11 protein-coding genes and 1 tRNA gene are annotated in these 19,457 nt (G+C 47.2%); 7 read left to right on the top strand and 5 right to left on the bottom strand.

What is annotated here, in order from left to right; genetic code table 11:
* The first annotated feature begins 39 nt into the window (after positions 1–39).
* Positions 40–990, top strand: a complete 951-nt coding sequence (locus ACTJJS_RS03185; RefSeq protein WP_440662385.1) for a bifunctional helix-turn-helix transcriptional regulator/GNAT family N-acetyltransferase — start codon at positions 40–42, stop codon at positions 988–990.
* On the opposite strand, the gene ACTJJS_RS03180 is transcribed toward ACTJJS_RS03185, so the two are convergent.
* Both ACTJJS_RS03180 and ACTJJS_RS03175 read right to left on the bottom strand, forming a co-directional pair.
* Complete coding sequence (locus ACTJJS_RS03180) at positions 985–1,695, bottom strand: LytR/AlgR family response regulator transcription factor (RefSeq protein WP_440662384.1); 711 nt, start codon at positions 1,693–1,695, stop codon at positions 985–987. The genes ACTJJS_RS03185 and ACTJJS_RS03180 overlap by 6 nt on opposite strands.
* The gene (locus ACTJJS_RS03175; RefSeq protein WP_440662383.1) at positions 1,692–2,714 is read right to left on the bottom strand and encodes a sensor histidine kinase; all 1,023 of its coding nucleotides are present in this window, start codon (positions 2,712–2,714) and stop codon (positions 1,692–1,694) included. Before ACTJJS_RS03175 ends, ACTJJS_RS03180 begins: the two co-directional genes overlap by 4 nt.
* Positions 2,715–2,952: 238 nt before the next feature.
* Between ACTJJS_RS03175 and ACTJJS_RS03170 the strand changes: the two genes are divergently transcribed.
* From ACTJJS_RS03170 to ACTJJS_RS03160, 3 genes are all read left to right on the top strand, one after another.
* On the top strand, positions 2,953–3,774 hold the full coding sequence (locus ACTJJS_RS03170; protein WP_440662382.1) for a DUF3108 domain-containing protein: 822 nt from the start codon (positions 2,953–2,955) through the stop codon (positions 3,772–3,774).
* A gap of 116 nt (positions 3,775–3,890) precedes the next feature.
* Positions 3,891–4,337: an SgcJ/EcaC family oxidoreductase gene (locus tag ACTJJS_RS03165; protein ID WP_440662381.1), complete on the top strand. Its 447-nt coding sequence runs from the start codon at positions 3,891–3,893 to the stop codon at positions 4,335–4,337.
* A 102-nt stretch (positions 4,338–4,439) separates the two neighbouring features.
* The gene (locus ACTJJS_RS03160; RefSeq protein WP_440662379.1) at positions 4,440–5,060 is read left to right on the top strand and encodes a LysE family translocator; all 621 of its coding nucleotides are present in this window, start codon (positions 4,440–4,442) and stop codon (positions 5,058–5,060) included.
* Between the two features lie 2 nt (positions 5,061–5,062).
* On the opposite strand, the gene ACTJJS_RS03155 is transcribed toward ACTJJS_RS03160, so the two are convergent.
* From ACTJJS_RS03155 to ACTJJS_RS03145, 3 genes are all read right to left on the bottom strand, one after another.
* On the bottom strand, positions 5,063–6,676 hold the full coding sequence (locus ACTJJS_RS03155) for a beta-N-acetylhexosaminidase (RefSeq protein WP_440662378.1): 1,614 nt from the start codon (positions 6,674–6,676) through the stop codon (positions 5,063–5,065).
* Positions 6,677–6,740: 64 nt separating this feature from the next.
* A complete protein-coding gene (gene fabF / locus ACTJJS_RS03150) occupies positions 6,741–7,982 on the bottom strand; it encodes a beta-ketoacyl-ACP synthase II (RefSeq protein WP_440662377.1) in 1,242 nt (413 codons plus the stop codon).
* Between the two features lie 11 nt (positions 7,983–7,993).
* The gene (locus ACTJJS_RS03145) at positions 7,994–8,548 is read right to left on the bottom strand and encodes a TetR/AcrR family transcriptional regulator (protein WP_440662376.1); all 555 of its coding nucleotides are present in this window, start codon (positions 8,546–8,548) and stop codon (positions 7,994–7,996) included.
* Between the two features lie 125 nt (positions 8,549–8,673).
* On the opposite strand from ACTJJS_RS03145, the gene ACTJJS_RS03140 reads away from it, so the two are divergent.
* From ACTJJS_RS03140 to ACTJJS_RS03130, 3 genes are all read left to right on the top strand, one after another.
* Positions 8,674–8,757 (top strand) — tRNA-Leu (locus ACTJJS_RS03140).
* An 858-nt stretch (positions 8,758–9,615) separates the two neighbouring features.
* Positions 9,616–13,833 carry a DUF5977 domain-containing protein gene (locus tag ACTJJS_RS03135; protein WP_440662375.1) on the top strand — a complete coding sequence of 1,406 codons (4,218 nt, stop codon included), beginning with the start codon at positions 9,616–9,618 and terminating at the stop codon, positions 13,831–13,833.
* Positions 13,834–13,863: 30 nt separating this feature from the next.
* Positions 13,864–19,449 (top strand): RHS repeat-associated core domain-containing protein, encoded by a 5,586-nt coding sequence (locus ACTJJS_RS03130; protein ID WP_440662374.1) that lies wholly within the window; start codon positions 13,864–13,866, stop codon positions 19,447–19,449.
* Positions 19,450–19,457: the final 8 nt, after the last annotated feature.

Raw genomic sequence — 19,457 nt, 5'->3', positions numbered from 1 at the left:
AAGAACTAAAATAAACAAACGATTCAACAGCCACCTTATATGAACTTCTTCGACACAGTCGGTAAAATGGCCATAGGCAGCAGGTTACGGCTGCTGACCGATAAAATAACGGAAGATGCGGCCCAGGTATACGGCATGTACGGCATCAGCATGCAGCCCAAATGGTTCCCTGTATTTTACGCATTGTCCCGTGGGGAAAACAAAACGATCACGGAGATAGCCCGGGAGATAGGGCATTCACATGTATCGGTGAGTAAAATCGTCCGGGAGATGGTGAAAAACGGATTCATCAAAGAAAAAAAGGACAAAACAGACGGGCGCAAAACGGTGGTATGCCTTTCTCCCAAAGGCCTGGAGGTCAACGAAAAAATTGCGGCGCAGTATATTGATGTGAACAACGCCATCGAGGAGTTGTCTGCCCAGACAAAACACGATCTCTGGAAAGCCATGCAGGAATGGGAATTTTTACTGGAACAGAAATCTTTGCTGCGCCGCGTGCAGGAGCAGCAGAAGTTACGCGAAAGCAGCCAGGTAAGGATAGTGCCTTATCACCCTCAATACCGGCAAGCATTTCATGACCTTAATGAAGAATGGATCTCCACGTATTTTAAAATGGAGGCTTCGGATTACAAAGCGCTTGATGACCCCGATGGGCATATACTCCGGAAGGGCGGCCATATTTTCGTGGCGCTTTACCATGATGAGCCTGTTGGCGTATGCGCGTTGATCCCCATGAAAGACCCGGACTATGATTTTGAGCTGGCCAAAATGGCGGTGTCTCCCCGTGCACAGGGCAAGAGCATAGGCTGGCTGCTGGGCAAAGCATGTATAGAAAAAGCGCGGGAACTGGGCGCTTCCAAAGTGTACCTCGAAAGCAATACTATACTGAAACCGGCCATCAGCCTGTATCACAAGCTGGGCTTTCAGAAGGTGGCCGCCAGGAAATCGCCGTACGAACGTGCCAATATCCAGATGGAACTGGCCTTATAGGAAACGTTGCTGTATCAGCGCCATAAACTCAGGGCGGAACTTTTCGCTGAGCGGAATACGTTTGTCTGCTATGTGTATATGGTTATCCAGTATGCGTTCTATCTGGCTGGTATTAACGATATAGGAGTTATGCACGCGGATAAAGGGTGGTCCGAGCTGCTCCGCGATCTCTTTCAGACGTTTGTACACCAGCACTTCTTCTTTGCTGGTGACCACCCGCACATACTCCTTTTCCCCTTCAAAGTACAGGAGGTCCTGCAGCCGGATACGCTGCAGTGTTTTACCCGACTTGACAAAGAAATAATCCTGTTGGTCCTGTTCTTCCGTTTTGTCGGCCGGCGCCGTCAGGCGGAAGACAGTTTCCACTTTCTGCCGGGATGCCAGGAAACGCGTCAGCGTAATAGGTTTCAGCAGATAGTCCAACGTTTGGAAATTATAACTCGCCGCAGCAAATTCAGAATAGGCAGTCGTGAATACTATTTTGACATGACTGGGCAACAAGCCGGCCAGCTCCATCCCATTGAGGCGCGGCATATTGATATCGAGGAACACTACATCTGCCTTGTGCTGCTTCAGGCACTCCAGTGCTTCCAGCGCATTATAGCATATGCCCACAATATGCCAGTTTGTTGTCTGCTGAATATGTAATTCCAGCAGTTTTACCGCATTGGGCTCATCATCCACGATCAGGCAATTTAAACTCATAAGGGAACGGTTAAAGAGGCATTAAAATGGTTATCTGATCTTTCAGTCTTTAGTTCAAAGTTATCTCCATACAATAACACCAGGCGTTTACGCAGGTTGTCTATCCCCGATCCGCGCTGGCCGGAGGCTACAGGGTGCCGGGGCAAGTCATTACGGGTATTGAAGACGAGGTGATTATTCCGGCATAATAAAGTGACAGTTATCTGGTTATGTGTACTTGTCTTGTCAATGCCATGCTTGAAAATATTTTCTACAAACGTCATCAGCAGCATGGGAGGTATACGATAATCTTCATCTGTTTCTTTGATAAATGTTAAGCCAATTTCATGCCGGACCCGTATTTTTTCCAGTGCTATATAGTTTTCCAGGAAATTTATTTCAGTAGATAAATTGACTTTGTCTTTCGGGCTTTCATCCACAAAGTAACGCATGATCTCTGACAGCCGCTCTATCAATAAGGCCGTGCGGGGCGCTTCCCGGAAGGCTTCGTAGTAAATGTTGTTCAGCGTATTAAACAGGAAATGTGGTTGCACCTGTGACTTCAGCAGCTCCAGCTCTGTTTGTGCATGTTGCTGCTGCATTTCTTCCGCCTTACGCTTCAACACAAAATAAGCAATAAAAATCCGCAGAATGAAACTCAGCAGGAAGATCGTCAGCAAACCGGATACATTACGTACAAAGATCATGGTAGTCACCTGCTCCGGATGTGGTTTCAGGTTAAAAAAAGTGTTATACACCCACATCATGCTGTAGGTACGGAGCAGGCTGACAGCCAGCAGGCCCAGCACCGCCGCGAAGATGTACAATACCTTCCTGTTTTTCAGAAAAAGGTGGGGATACAAAAAACTGATGTTGCCGTATACCACCAGCCCATAAAAACCCGTGTTCAGTATAGCATAGGCGCCTGACTGTACAAAACCGTCTTCCGGCAACAGCGTAAAAAACAACAGCAACAGGAGTAATGTCCATAACCCCCATTGCAGCCGTATCGTGGCCGGCATCGCTTTAAAAATTCCCATGGCTGAAAATACAAAGGTTTAGAAACTGTCTTCAAAGTTATCGGATCACGTTGGCTATTAGCCGTTTTTTTCAATGGTTGCCCTGTTTTGCTCAACCATCCCCCCTTCTTTTTTAATTCATCAGATCATACGGGAGATAAAGGCCAGTGGTTGAATTTATACCGGTGATGATTGAATTAAGTTGATCCGCTTACGCGGATGATCAACATTTGTTATATCAACTAAATGTAAAACTGTTATGACAATGTTCCACTCCCGTCGTTGTTTATGGGCCCTGCTCCTCCTATTGTTTGCCCTGCAACAGGCATCTGCGCAGGCAGACACGATCAGTCCCCGCCACCATGCCCTGAATACCCGCTGGCTACAGCCCGGACTGCGGCAATACCTGGTGTACTTTCAGTTTCCCGACAAACCTAAAATGCTCTCTTTCTCCCTGTGGATGCGTGAAGTCAGCAAAAGCCAACTCCGTCATCAACCTGTCATTGAAGTTAAACAAAGTTGGTACAACGCAGACAGCAACCATTACAGAAGCTTCTATTCCATCAATAGTGAAAAGGACTTCTCCCCGCTGTACCACGCAGAAAGCGCCGCCACCGGGCAAAAAGCCTATGACTGGTCGGCCACCGGCATCAGGGGCGCCGATTCTGTAGCTGGCAATAAAGCTGCCGGCTACACGCTTGACTTTAACAGTCCCAACTACAACTGGCACCTCGATATTGAAACGTTTGAAATGCTGCCGCTGGCCGCCGGCAAAATATTCTACATTCTGTTTTATGATGCGGGCCTCGATCCTCCGGCTTATGTGAAATATACCGTTACCGGCAGCGAAACGCTGGCCACGCTGGACAACAGGCAGGTGGACTGCTGGATACTGCATACCGGCGGCACCACACCGCAAGGCTGGCCTTATGAACAATCTTTCTGGATCAGCAAATCCGGTCATGAGCTGCTGAAAGAAGCCGACAGTTATAATGGCCTGTTCCGCTACAAGATAAAATTACCGGGCCTCACGCCCAATTTACCCGAGGTAGTGCGTCAGGTGGCAGCCAAAAAACAATAATTTTCCTTTCACCGATAAAAATCCCGTTTTCACCGAAGAGGTGATGCATTCAACTGAAAAAGCCTGTTCCGGCGCCACGGTGACACCTAGCTTTGTATCATCAAAAAACAGGTATTATGAACAAAGTAACTGAAATGAAAGCTATCCGGCAGGTCAACGAAGAAATTTACCGGTCGTTTGAAACGCTGGATTTCAAAGGCGCGGCCGTTCATCTTACGGAAGACTGCGACTACATTACTTTTAATGGCATGCACCTGAAAGGACGGGAAGAATACATTACTTCCCACGAGCAGCTGATGAACAATTTTATGTTCCGTGGCGCCAGACTGGAAGGCGAGATAGACCAGATGCGGTTTCTGAACGACCGCACCGCGGTAGTGATTGCCCGGGGCGCTATCCGCTTCCGTTGGCAGAAAAAAGCCCAGCAAAGCCGCCAGTCTATTAACACCACCCTGTGGATCAAAAACAATGAAGACCAATGGCAGATGGCCGCCTTTCATAACTGCCGGATCAAGAAGCCAGGCTGGCTGATGCAACGTCTGATGTCGATAAAAAAGAACTGAAGCTCCCGGTATGCGAAAAGGAAGTAAACGTAATTTTACGGGCAAAACATTATTTTTACAGGTCTTTTCGTATATCAGGAGAGTCAGTTAAACTTCTTCGCCATGCTGTTACTTTTTGCCTTCGCCGCGCTGGTTATGGTCCTCACGCCGGGTCCGAACATGATTTATCTTGTCACCCGTTCCGTGACACAGGGCAGGAAGGCCGCTATGATTTCTCTGTTGGGTGTCGCCGCCGGATTATTGTTCCATATCACCTTGGTTTCTTTTGGCCTTACCAGCATCCTGATGGCCATTCCTTATGCTTATACTACCCTGAAGACCATCGGTGTGATATATTTGCTGTATATGGCATGGCAAGCGGTGAAGCCCGGCGGGCGGGCGGTATTTGAGAGTGCCGGTCACCTGAAACACGATACGCCGCTTCGTTTGTTTAGCATGGGACTGTTTACCAGCGTTCTTAACCCCAAGGTAGCCGTGTTTTATCTTTCTCTTTTTCCCCAGTTCATTAAGCCGGAATACGGATCGGTATTGATACAGAGCCTCACGCTTGGGTTTATCCAGCTGACGATCAGTTTTATGGTCAACAGCCTGATCATCTTCTCCGCTGCGCGGGTAACGCGCTGGTTCAGCGCCAACCCCGGCTGGGTGCGCGCCCAGAAATGGGTGATGGGCAGCGTCTTTGCAGGACTGGCACTGAAGATGGCGCTTGATAAAAGCAAATAACCTTAATCGATAAAACTTTTCTGGTCAGTAGGTTTGCCTGTCTCCACATGGCGGGACGGTGCAAAGTAGTCGTAATAATAAAGACGGGCCTGTTCAAACAGTTCCATCTGTGGCTTCAGCCGTTCCACGTATTGATCAAAATTCCTGGAAGCCGGTTGTGTCCAGGCAGCTTCTGCGAATGCCGTGATGCGGGGGAATAGCAGGAAGTCCAGCCTTTTGGGGTTGGAGATGGTCTCTGACCACAGGCATGCCTGTACGCCCAGTACCTGCTTTTCGTGGCCGCTCACCGCGGGGATGCTGGCAACAGAAAAATTATATACTGACTTCAGGTCGTTATACTCTCCTATCTTCCATCTGCGGCCTATTTTATGGGTACTGTCCTGCACAAAGTCGAAATAAAAAGGCAGCCGCGGGCAGATCACTACGCTGTAGCCTTTGTCCAGGGCCATTTTCAGGTTCTCCGGTTTTTCCTGTCTCCACCAGCAAACAATGGTTTTATTGGCCGGCAGGCTGGCCGTGGCAATTTCGTCCCAGGCCATTACTTTGTTACGCAGGCTGAATACGGTATCGGCCATACGCTGGAAGAAGTAGTCCTCTACCTGTTTACGGTCCACGAAACCTTTGGCTTTCATCAGGCTGATCACCCCGGTATCCGAGTCCCAGGCCTTGTTGCCGAAAGACACCTCATCACCGCCGAGGTGGATCATGCCGGCGGGAAAGAGTGTTGATGTTTCCTTCAGGATGTCCGCCAGGTATTGGTAAGTACCTTCTTTACCAGGATTAAAAGTAAAAGAGGGATATCTCTCCGTCCCACCCCCATCGAAGGCAGGATAGGCCCTGTTGGCCGCGCTGGCGTGACCGGGCATGTCTATCTCGGGGACCACTTCAATGAAACGTTCCTTTGCATAGGCCACTATTTCGCGGATATCGTCCTGGGTATAGAAAGCTGCCGGCGCTTTAGGATCGGTATGGTTGCCGATGCCGCCGACCGTGGTGAGCAGCGGGTATTTTTTTATTTCCAGCCTCCAGCCGGGTGCATCGGTGAGGTGCCAGTGGAAGCGGTTCAGTTTATAGAAAGCCATCCAGTCGAGGATGGATTTTACTTTTTCTTTTCCAAAGAAAAAGCGGGATTCATCCAGCATAAAGCCACGCCATGCGTAGCGGGGCGCGTCCGTGATGTTCCAGCAGGCCACATGCCGCGAGGTGCCCGTGGGCACGGCGGTTTCCGCCAGTTGCAATAAGGTGCTGATACCGTTAAAAATACCTGCCGGGTGGGCCGCCGCGATCACTGCGCCGGCTTTGTTCATCCGGAGCGTGTAGGCGTCGGGGTTATTACCTGACTTATCGCGTTCCAGCGTGATCACGGTTGCCTTACCGGATGGTCTGGCCCTATCAGCATAGCTGATATTAAACCGGCGTTCCAGTTCTTTACTGAGATAGTCGGCCAGTGGGCGCAGGCTGTTGTCTTTTGCCGCGATCACCACTTCATCGTTGAGTATCATTTCGCCGTTGGCCCGGGAAGACTGGGCAGGCAGGGGAATGACTGGGCAGGCCTGTTGCGCATGTAATTGCTGGCAACAGACCCACAGGAGCATACTTAAAAAAACTGGCTTCATTGTTCGGTTGATAATTTCAGGTTGATAGATTCGGAAATGACCAACACACAAGATACAGTTTTGTCTATATTTTTCTGAATACTACGATACCATTGTGGCCGCCGAAGCCAAAAGTATTGCTGACAGCTACTTTCACCTCTTTCTCCACTGCTGTTTTCAGCACGATCTGTAATCCGGCGGGGATGGCCGGGTCCAGCGTGGTGGTATTGATGGTAGGCGGTATTACGCCGTCCGTGATGCTTTTGATGCAGGCGACAGCTTCAATAGCGCCTGCAGCGCCCAGCAGGTGCCCTGTCATGGACTTGGTAGCACTGATGTGCAGCTGGCCAGGCGTGGTGCCGAACAGCCGTGTAATAGCTGCTATTTCGCTGAGATCGCCTACCGGTGTGGACGTAGCATGCGCATTGAGATAGTCTACTTGTCCGGGATTCAGTTCCGCTTCCTCTAAAGCGCTTTTCATGGCCTGGAATGCGCCCAGGCCTTCCGGGTGCGTGGCGGTCATGTGATATGCGTCTGCCGTCATGGCTGCGCCGGCCACTTCAGCGTAGATATGGGCGCCACGGGCTTTGGCGTGTTCGTATTCTTCCAGTACCAGGGCGGCCGCGCCTTCGCCCATGACGAAGCCGTCGCGCTCCGTATCAAAAGGACGGGAAGCCGCCACGGGGTCGTCGTTCCTGACAGACATCGCTTTCATGGCACAGAAACCACCGACGGAAGCCGGGGTAACAGGCGCTTCAGAGCCGCCGGTGATCATCACTTTGGCCTTGCCCAGCCGGATATAGTTGAGCGCGTCCATAATGGCCGTATTAGAAGTGGCGCAGGCCGACACCGTGGTATAGTTGATGCCCATGAGGCCGTACTTGATGGAGATCATGCCCGAGGCCATATTGGTGATGAGCCGTGGCACAAAGTAGGGACTGAAGCGCGGGTTGTAATCGCCGGTCACATATTCCGTTACCTGTTCTTCGAACGTCTGCATGCCGCCCTGGCCGGAGCCCCAGATCACGCCGGTATCAAACGGGTCCATGGCGGAGAAGTTGAGCCCTGCGTCACTAATGGCTTCCGCTGCGGCGGAGAGGGCATATTGCGTGAAGGGGTCGGTCTTGCGAATTTCCGCTTTGTCGAGCGCCGTTGCGGGATCGTATCCTTTCAGCTCACAGGCGAATTTTGTCCGGAAGCGGGAGGCATCGAAGCGGGTGATGGTGGCAGCACCGCTGGTGCCGGCCACGAGGTTGTTCCAGAAAGTGGCCACGTTGTTTCCCAAAGGAGTGATCGCACCCATACCGGTAATAACAACTCTTTTCATAGTATGTGATTTTATGAACGTAAGTCTTCCAGCAGTTGCCGGCTGATCCTGTCGAACGTGTGAGCGCCCATGACCCTTGCCAGCAGCAGGGAAGATTGAAGATTGGAGATGACCAGCAGGGCCCTGTCGCCTGCTGCGCCTTTAAAGTGGAAGCGTTTATGTTTGCGTCCGTTTTCCAGCACGGCCGTTACCCATTCCACGATGGCTTCCGCCATTTCGTTTACTTTTTCCTGCATGGGAGGTGTCAGTGTTTCGTAGTCCGGTGCCAGCGATCCCATGAGACATACGTTGCCTGCATGACAATGCCTGCGGAACACATCGAACAGATGGGCGAGCTGTTCATCTTCTGGCAGGTGCTGCCACAATTGTGTGTTGTGCTGGAAACGTTGCATCTCTCCCGCCACCACGGCGATGCCCAGGTCGGCCTTTGACGGGAAGTGATAATGCACCGCCGCGTTTTTTACTGCTAGCGGGTCGGCAATATCTTTATAGCTAAAGGCATTGAAGCCTTTAACGCGGATCAGCTTATCCGCCAGCGACACTATTTTATCTTTCATGAGCGTCATATCAACCATGCATTAAAACGCCCGCAAAAATACTTACTTACTGGTAAGTAAGCAAATATTTTAAAAAAAATTTGGTGAATTAAAAACAATGCTTACTTTTGCAACCCCTGATCACAATATCAGTTGCCCAGATGGCGAAATTGGTAGACGCACTGTGTTCAGGTCGCAGCGCCTGCAAGGGTGTGCTGGTTCGAATCCAGTTCTGGGCACATAACAAAGAAGGTTGTAAATCGATGATTTACAACCTTCTTTGTTTTTAGTCATTTCCGTCTTCCCTGCACCAAAACAGCAATGTTCCGTACGGTCCTCCTGTTTATCCGCCGGTGTCTGCACCGCCTCTATATGCTAAGCAGTGGCATCTTTAACATCTATCAGCACCAGGCGGCCAATTCAAGGCCGGCCATGGCACGGCTGTCTTTACTGCTCCAAAACCGTCCCTTACCAAAAGTCTTTTTGCCTTTTTTAGGAATATAGCCCGGATCAAAAGCTGCTGTGCAGTCCTTTTGCTTCAGGCTACCCAACGCCCTATCAAACAATCCCGGGAAATTTATTTTCCAGCTAAACTGATGACGAATGCTTTCTCGCAATACGCTCCATCACTATAACAGAACAGGTTCAAAAAATTATGACGCACTGGAAATATCACCCATTTTTTCAACAAGCCAGGCGAGAAATTTCTTCTGTGGGTTAGTCATTCCAACTACTTGGTCCATACTTGTGTTGATAAAGCTTAGCGCTTTATTCAAGGCGGTTTGAGATTACTTCACACCAAATCATAGCCTTTTCACTCTTTTTCTTCTCCTCTGAATATCTTCTTATAATTTTCAGATTATCCATAGATTTTCGCACCTAAATTCCTGTTCTAAAAACTACCGAACTATTAAAATAAAATTCCTATTTTTAAGACTGAGTTGATTTGATTTATCCTGAAAGCGAAGTATACATTAACCTATAAAATATCCATTCTTCAGCCTATCCGCCCAAAGCCCCATTTAAATGACAGTGGGAGTAATTTAAATTTTTTAGAAAAGCTGTAGCTGAGGATACCTATGTAAATAATCATTGTTATGCGGTCTTATTTATTGTTACCGTGGTTAGTGTTGTTGACCTCCTATGCCCTTGGTCAATATACCCCCACTCAGTTGCCCAGGGTTGCCGGTACAGTGGCTCCTTCTGCAGATGTTTCTGCTATGGCCAGAATCAGCGAAGTGCCGGTTAACTTTTATACTGGAATACCACAAATTACTTATCCTGTATTCGATTTTAGTAGGGGCTCCCTTAACCTTTCCATTTCCCTTCATTATTTCGCAGGAGGCATTAAAGTAGAGGAAATGCCCACCAGTACAGGTCTTGGCTGGACATTAAACTCTGGCGGTATGATTGCGCGTACCGTTAATGGCATTCCGGACGATTATCCAGATAAGGGGTTTATGTATGCACCTGCACCTGCCACTTCTCCCGGCAATCTGCTGGATTCTTTTTATCATGATAAAATTGATGCACAGCTGGATGTTTTCCAGTATTCCTTTGATGGACATGTAGGAAAATTTTATCTTGGAAAGAATGGTAGCATATTACTGGCACCCGACTCGAAAATTAAGGTAAAGGTTAACAAGGCTGTGATGGCAGATGCGCCTGCCAGCACTATTTCGTCTTTTACGATCACCACGGAAGATGGAACCACGTATGTTTTTTCGGAAAGAGAACTCAGTCAGATTTCCGGTTATGGGGATACTGCACCTCATATCAACAAATATTACGTATCTGCATGGATGCTCTCCCGTGTTATCGCGCCGTTTAGAGCCGATTCCATTCAATTTACTTATGATTCGCAGATCAAATTCTATACTTCCAGGAATCCTGAAATCATCGTTACCGATCCATTGGCCAGCAATCGTATCTTACAGAACAGTACAAAATATACGGATATCCTGCTGCAATCAAAACGAATCTCCAGAATAGATCTCCCTAACAATAACTATGTGAAATTTATTTATGATACCAAAGGACGTTGTGATTTCGGCAGTGACCAAGCGCTCCGTTATGTTGAAGTCAGAGATACAGGATTAATCAGAGGGGTCCGCCTGGATTATCAGTATAGTACACCGGCAGGTTTTGTTTCTTATCGGCCGCCCTGTACCGGGAGTGAAAAGGAAAAACGACTTGTACTGAAACAAATCACGGAGTATACCCGTGGAGGAGAGAATCCACCCACGATATATGATTATGAAAAAGACATCCTGTTGCCACCGAGAGATTCCCGGTCAATTGACTTCTGGGGCTTTTACAACGGAAAGAGCAATACTACGTTGGTGCCTCCTTTCAGAGATATGACCGGTGCTGACAGAAATCCGGATTTCTATTTTATGAAAGCAGGAAGCCTTCGTAAAATCATTCATCCCAGCGGAGGATACACTTTCCTGGAATATGAGAACAATGATAATTTTACAATTGACAAAGATCAGCGTTCGATGCCCTATTATGGAGATAATGAGGTTTGGATCAACGTTTTTAAACTATTCTCCAACCAGGTTGGTATAACCTGGAAATTTGACAATGATGCCGACAGGGATTATTTCAGAAATTTGTCAAGAGGCGTTGTCAAAATAAAGATCACGACAGAAGACCGAACCAGAACATTGTTTGAACAAACAAACTTTGCACCGAATCTGGCCGCTGGTGACCGTTTCCTGTCATTGGACCTTCCTTATAACGGAAATTATATAATTCAGCTTTCCTACAGCGGTTTTGCGATGGAAGATATGGATAGACTGAATTTCCGTTTTAGCTGGACCAACGATGTTGTTAAAGATGACAAAAAGGCCACCGGAGGTTTACGTATAAAGAGACAAATCATCTATGACGGTATTTCGCACGCCAATGATGTCGTTACAGAATACCGTTATACCAATGAAGCGGGCAAAAGTTCCGGTTACAATATAGAAACTCCTGTTTATTATTATCGGACAGGTGTTACTGCCGATAAGTTCTATCCGGCGGATGTCCGTATGAGTGAACCTATTAACGGTCTAACCTATACGCAGGGGAGTCCTTCAGGATATGCCCGGGTGGAGGTAATTAACGGTACACCGGAACGAAACACTGGTCGCACCGTGTACGAGTTTAGTTCTTTTAAGGATTTAATGGACGGAGAAACAATACCCTGGTTTTATCAGAACTATACCGATGTTTCACAATTTCCCTATGTGCCAAAAGATAAAGCTGACTGGGCGCTGGGACTGCCTCAGGTAACCACTGCCTATGGACCTGATGGACGAATGATCAGTAAAACGGTGAATTACTATAGTGTTAGCAGAAGTAACTACACTGGTTCAGATTTCCGGTCAATAAAGGTGGGGGTAGACAGGGAGATTATTCAGAATAATGTCAGGTCAAATAACTATGTATATAAAGACTATTATCCCATGTGGGGTTTGACGCAGTTATCCTCTACTACCCAAACCTCCTATTACGAAAATGGCAGTTCCTACAGTGGTCAGACTATTTATGAATATGATAACAGTAATCTGACGCTGCGAAAAGTGTCGACTGACTATGACAGGTCTGCAGGGCTAAAAATGGTAAAGTCTTTATATTACCCTTACGACTATACGTTGGCAGGGGGGATAGAGGCGATGAAGACGGCTGGTATTAAAGTACCTATCGCTACAGAAGTATGGTTGGAGGGAAATGGCGGGAGGAAATTGTTTAGCTATGAGGCAACAGACTTCCAGGTTTTGGGAGGTAGTGTGATCAGACCTTTAAAATCCTACAGTCTCTATAGTACGAGGCCATTGGATTTTGCGGAAGTGCCTGCATTTAATCCTGCCAGCCTGGCAAGGATCCCGGCTATCAGGGAAACGAATGTTTATGAGGTATATGACAGCAAGTGGAACATTTCACAGTTGCGTAATCTGCAGAACGGTGCGGTATCATCCGTTATTTACGATGATATCACGCAGGCGGTATTAGCTAAAGTTACCAATGCAGCCATATCCGAGATTGCCTATACTAGCTTCGAATCATCTACCAAGGGTAACTGGGCTTATACCGGAACACCGGATGCAGGTGTACAGGCCGCAACCGGTAAAAACAGTTATCAGCTGAGTCGGGGAAATATTACCAGGACGGCATTACCGGCCGGAAAAAATTACACACTTTCCTTTTGGGCCCGGGATGGGGCTACGGCTGTGAGCGGAGGAACATTGAAGTGGTCGGAGCTGAATACTGCTACCGGCTGGACATTATACCGGTATCTGATAAGCGGTGGTGCCGCCATTACCATCAGCGGAACTGCCCGTATTGACGAACTACGTTTGCACCCTGACTATTCCACTATGCTAACAACTTGTTATGACCCAAATACGGGGCAAACGATTACAGGTTGTGATGCCAATAATAAGATCACCTGGAATGAGTATGATAAACTTTACAGAATAAAGGCAGTAAGGGACCAGGACCGGAATATCATCAAATGGAATGAATATACAGCTATACAACCACTGTTCAAAAATGCACCACTTACCAATACTTTTACCAGGAGTTGTTATCTGGGGGAAGGAACATCCGTCTCCTACAATATACCCGGCGGCAAATACACTTCCTATATATCCCTGGATGATGCAAATGACCAGGCTCAGGAAGATATGCGTCTGAACGGACAGCAATACGCAAATACCAATGGTATCTGCACCTGGTATAATGAAATACAATCCGGTACTTATGCCAAACAGTGTACAGGCGGAGGCATCGGTTCGAATGTTGTATATACGGTACCTGCAAAGAAATATTCTTCCAATATTTCCCTGGCAGATGCAAATGCGAAAGCCTTGAAGGAGATTGCTGACAATGGCCAAACCAAAGCCAATAATGAAGGGGCCTGTATGCCGGCAGTATTATATATCAAATTCACCTCCAGCAACCATACCAGCGCAAGTACTGTGGACAAATGGTCTCGTCTGACAACCAAAACCCAAAACCTCATTGTCAACTTTTACAGCGATGCAGCCTGTACTGTTCCTTACAGTGTGACAAACTACAATGTGGACATCAAGACACAGATAGACACACAGGAGTACATGGATGGTTCATACTACAACAATACCTCCAACAATACGCAAACCTATTCCTGTAATGGGGCATCCTTTGTTATCCCGGCAATGCTGGAAGAAGAATACCGGCAATACAGAAAGTACGAAGGGAATATGGAAGTGGTGAGTGATGACTATACTCGTACCGAATACTTTTATTCCATTGTGCCTAATGCCAGGTATATCATTAAATAACAATTCTACAGGTTGTTTAAAAACACTAATATGAACAGGAAATTATTTTTATTGATTTGTCTTCCTCTCCTGTTGTTAACAGGTGTAAGCCTGGGGCAGAATAATCTTGAGATATACGGCCCGACAACTGTGAAAGTTGGAGAAAAGGTGATGTATTCAGCTGTACTTCATGCATATGATCCCAATAATCCTAATCCGGATTATTGCTGGTCTGTAACAGGAGGCAATTACCAGATCGTCAATGATGGCTGCAGGCCTGTAGGGCAGCCGGCCAGAATTTGCGAAAAATGTACAAACATAGAAGTTACCTGGACCGGAAGTGGTACCGGGAATGTACAAGTGTCTACTGAAAATGGATATAGCGCTAATCTTAGCGTTACTATCGTTACTCCTATCATCTTACAGCAGATCACACCAGCTTTGCAGTATGTAAAGTACAACACAATACCGGCAACATTAACCCAGACAACACCCTCTGGTGGCAATGGTGTTTTCACCTATCAGTGGCAAAGGCTTAACAGTGAATTTGAATGGGAAAATATTAGCGGGGCCACCGCCATTTCCCATACACCTGCCGCGCTGACTAAAAATATGAAGTATCGTGTAATGGTCACTTCTTATGATGCCAGTGTATTTAGCCGGGAAGTAGAAGTGGTGGTACGGCGCCCTCTTCAACCAGGAGAAATTTATGGTTATCAGCTCATATCACCTAATACCCGTCCGCGCACTATTAAGGGAGAGCCGGCGAGTGGTGATGAAGGGCGGTTTGTATATCAATGGGAGGAATCTGCGGATAGAAATACATGGACCACTATTGCAGGAGCTACGCAGCTGCATTATTCCCCTCCGGTAATTACCGCAACCAGATATTATCGCAGAAAGGTAACCTCCACTTATGGATCTTCTACCACCAACGCGTATACGCAGGTAGCAACGGTGGCAGTGGGTGACGGACAGTCGGCCAACACACCCGCTTCAAATGCTGCCACCTATACGCAATCGGAAAGCCGTCTGAATGATCTTGGTCCCAACGCCATCACCTCTTACAACAGCAACATCATTACCGAGGTAAGCCTCTTAAAACCCGGTGTCAATACAGATGCTGATATTAGTGCGCTCGCTCCCAAAGACGCCGCCATTCAAAAAGTGTGGTATGATGGAATTGGAAGGCCATTGCAGCAGGTGTCCGTAAAAACGGATGCCCTCAAAAAAGATCTGGTATATCCCATCGCTTATGATGATCTTGGACGTAGCAGGGAAGTGTTTCTGCCTTATATAGACAGTACTTCCTCCGGGGCTTTAAAAACCAATGCCGGCACCGGCCAGTGGAATTTTTATAAAAAAATGTTCCCCACTGAGAACTTTTTTTATAACAAACGTGTCAACGATGCGCAGGGCAATAATCTGCAGGATGCCACAGCGGGCAATAGCTGGATGGGTTCCAATGCAGGAACTTCCGGTTATGTCAGGGCCATGTTGCCGGGAGAACAAGTATGGAGATGGGTGATGATAAATGACACCACCCCGGCACTGGCAGCAGGAGCACAACGACTGTATGATACAACGGAAATAACTGTCAATGAATCCCTGGACATCGACGGCAGATTATCCATGTCTTATCTCGATCGTCAGGGAAAGGTAATCATGAGCAAGGCGCAGTATGACGAAAATAGTCAGATATGGCTTTGCAGCTATAATGTTTACGATGATTTTGGTCAGACAAGATATACTATTCCTCCAAAAGCCGTAAGCTGGATACAAGCCAATTACAGTAGTATCCCCGCTGCTACTGCCTGGCCCCTTAATACAGATATCAAGCGTAACCTCTGTACGGCTTATCAGTTTGATGATAAGGGCAGGAACATCGTCAGGAAAGATGCAGGCATAGATGATATATGGATGGTTTATGACAAAAAGAACCGGCCGGTTTTAACGCAGACACCGGGCCAGCGGCTCACCGGGAAATGGAACTACCGTGTATATGACAAACGAGGCCGTGTAGTGGTATCCGGTTTGTATGCTTCTGCTGCAACCCGTCAGCAATTGCAGGATCAGATAGACCAGGCTGCCATTCGGAATGGTAGCACAATCACCATCAGTAAGCCAGCTCCGGTTGATCTGATAGTTAGCCGCTATGATGGAGCCTCCAGCTATATCGCTAAAAACTCAGTAGCACTGGAGGATGGATTCTCTACTCCGGATAATACTGAAATACTGATTCAGACTGATCCTGCATTACAGGACCAGCAGATCGTATCCCGGACTGAAGTGGATGAAGACTATCTGGGCTTGAGCAGCTGCTCATCCTGCACACCACTGAACATAAATTACTATGATAATTATGATTTCCCGGGTGCCAGCGAGAGGGCTTTTAATACAACCTATATTGATAAGGCAAACAGCGGATCAGGATTGCCCAAGCCGGTGAAATCACAGCGTACCGACGGACTGATAACAGGGTCCCGTATTAAGGTATTATATCCTTCCGGTGTTTCGGGGCCGGAATGGCTGACTTCAGTTACCTATTACGACGACAGAGGCAGGATTATTCAGGCACATGTTGATAATATTTTGGGAGGCACAGATGTTGAAAGTGTTCAGTTCGACTTCACCAGTCAGGTTATCAGTACACATAAGGTAAATAATAACCCCTGGGGAAAACCGCAAAAGACGCTGGAAACACGGTTGCGCAATGTATACTATGATGATGGTAAACTGAAAGAGAAATGGCTGGCAGTAAATAACCAACCCGAAAAAAGGCTGGAAGAATACTATTACAACGATCTTGGACAGATTACCCGGAAAGTACTGGGTAATGGTATTGAAACACTTAACTACACCTATAACATTAAAGGGTGGTTGACAGGGATCAATGCTGATTATGCTGATAATAAAACAGGCCCGCATTTTTTTGGTACCAGAATCGCGTTTAATGAAGGGTTCCGGCGTAGTCAGCTGGGTGGAAATGCGTCTGGTGTTATCTGGAGAAGGGCCGGTTCTCCGGATGAAGCCATGGGATATGGTTATGACTATGATATTGCCAACAGACTTAAAAAAGCCCATTTTATCAGAAATACAGGTGGTAGTAGCGGAGAATGGTCACAACAGGAGAAAAATTACACTGTGGATAATCTGAGATACGATGAAGGCGGTAACATCATGTCCATGCGTAGTTATGCTACCCTGCTGGGTAATACAAAAGCAGTAGATGACCTTACCTATACCTACCAGCCTGATTCCTATGTGTTATCGAAAGTGACGGATGCCGCCGGGGACAACAAACAGTCAGATTTCAAAAACGGCAATACCACTACGGACCAGTATAATTATAACAAAGACGGCAATCTCATCAGTGATGCCAATAAAGGTATAACAATGGCCTGGAATAATGTCATTGAAAAGCCGGATGTGCTTACGTTTGGGGGTGATGCCAATAAAACGATCAAATACGTATATGATGCCTCCGGCTACAGATGGCAAAAGATCGTGAAAGAAGGAAATGCACAGATAACCTATACCTATATCGGAAATATAGTGTATAAGAATGATAGTATCCTGCTGCATTTCGGCCATAGTGCGGGAAGAATTCGGATGGTTACATCGTCAACCACTAACCAGACCAATTTCTGCAATGACTATTTCCTGTCGGACCAGATTGGTAATATCCGCACGGTTATCACAGATCAGAAGGATACTGCTGTTTATAATGCGTCGATGGAACCAGCCCGCGATGCAGTGGAAAACGCTATTTTCAGCAACAGGGACGGAACGAAAGAAACAATACCTGTCACCTACCCGTTTTATAATGCCAATACCAACAGGTTCTGGAGCAAACTAAACGGAAGTGATGTCAATAAGCGTATCGGTCCTTCTCTGGTGTTAAAAGTGATGGCCGGTGATACAATTGATATTGGTACAAGAGCATTCTATAAAACCATGAGCCCATCTAATACAGGAACTCCTGTCAATGATATGGTCAGTGCCTTGCTCAATGCTATGCTGGGCAGCCAGGGCACAGCAGTGGATGGGGGCCATGGCAATCTTGTACAGGGCAACAATACCATAATCAATAAAACTGATTTTAGTACTTTTATTCAAACCACGCAGCAGCAGAATAATACACAGGGGACCGCTCCAAAGGCGTACCTCAATTATCTACTTTTTGATGAAGATTTTAAGATGGTCAGTGGACAGGTATTGCGTATAAATAAGGGCGCAGACGTGATGCAGGAATATGTTGGTCAGATCACCGCACCTAAAAACGGATTCCTCTATGTATATGCCAGCAATGAGAGTGTGACAGATGTATGGTTTGATGATCTTACAGTAGTACATAGGAGCGGACCATTGATCCAGGAGAATACCTTATACCCTTATGGATTGTCTATTGCTTCCCAAAGTAGCTCTGCCCCTATGCGTACAGCCAATAACAACCTTTATCAGGCTAAGGAACTGGATGCGGAAATGGGGCTTAATATGTACTATTTTGATTACAGATATTATGATCCGCAACTGGGGCGTTTTATCAGCATAGACCCGGGCCGTCAGTTTGCCAACGGTTATCAGGGCATGGGAAACAACCCGGCTATGTTTGTAGATCCTGATGGCCGTTTCGTTTGGTTTGTTGTTGCCATCGGTGCAGCTTTCGGTGCTTTTTCGGGATATAGTGTTGCAAAAGCAAAAGGAGCGAAGGGTTTCTGGGAGTGGTTTGGATACATCGGCGCAGGTGCTGTTATCGGAGGCGCCTCTGCCGGCGCAGGATCAGCCATAGGCTCGGCTGCGGGCGCCGTACTCACGAATGCCACAGGTACTATTGCCCATGCGGGCCTGTTTGCCTCTGCTATAGGTGGCGCAGTAGGCGGAGGCTTATCAGGATTGGGCTTCAGTGCCTTATCTGGTAGCGAGAATATATGGGGCGCAGTGGGTACGGGAATGCTCACTGGCGCGATAGGAGGCGCGGCAGGCTCTTATATTGGTGGTGGTGGCGGCGCGCTGGTCTCCGGTTTTGCCAGTGGTACCATCGGCAATGCCTTGGGTGGCGGTGATTTCGGAAGTATTTTAAAAGCAGGTCTGATAGGTGCTGCAACATCCTGGGGTGTATATCAACTGTCTACTTCTATCAATTATAAAGCTTATAGCAAACTAACTGATCCCGGTGCCAAACTAACCAGAAAACAGTTTGCTATTATCAGTAAATTAGTACAGCGGTCTTTTGCCAGAGGCAAGGAGTATGGAGGGTTTGTAAACGCCGACGGTACAGTAACCTGGTCCAAAGGAGGTAAGTCCACCATGACAGGTTATGAAGAAGCCAGACATGCCGATGCGAAGTTCTCTTTCCATACACATCCTAACAATGGCCATAGCTGGGTACATGAGCATAGTGGTACGCATCCGGTGACGAGCTATTCTATGGGTAAAACTTTATATCAGGGAGATATTCAGGTAGATAGGATGGATGGATTAAACTCGCTGGTCATTAGCCGGTCTAATGTTTTTTATCATGATCTGATGCCTGCAGACTTTAACCCGCTCAATGACCTTTCCAATGTATCACAGAATCTGATGCCGAATAGAGTATTTAACCCATATCCGTATAATACCTTCCCGGTTTATTAAAAAAACAA

Origin of the sequence: Chitinophaga sp. 22308, assembly GCF_052045305.1 — a bacterium.
Classification (GTDB): domain Bacteria; phylum Bacteroidota; class Bacteroidia; order Chitinophagales; family Chitinophagaceae; genus Chitinophaga; species Chitinophaga varians_A.
This window is presented reverse-complemented; position numbering and strand designations above follow the sequence as displayed.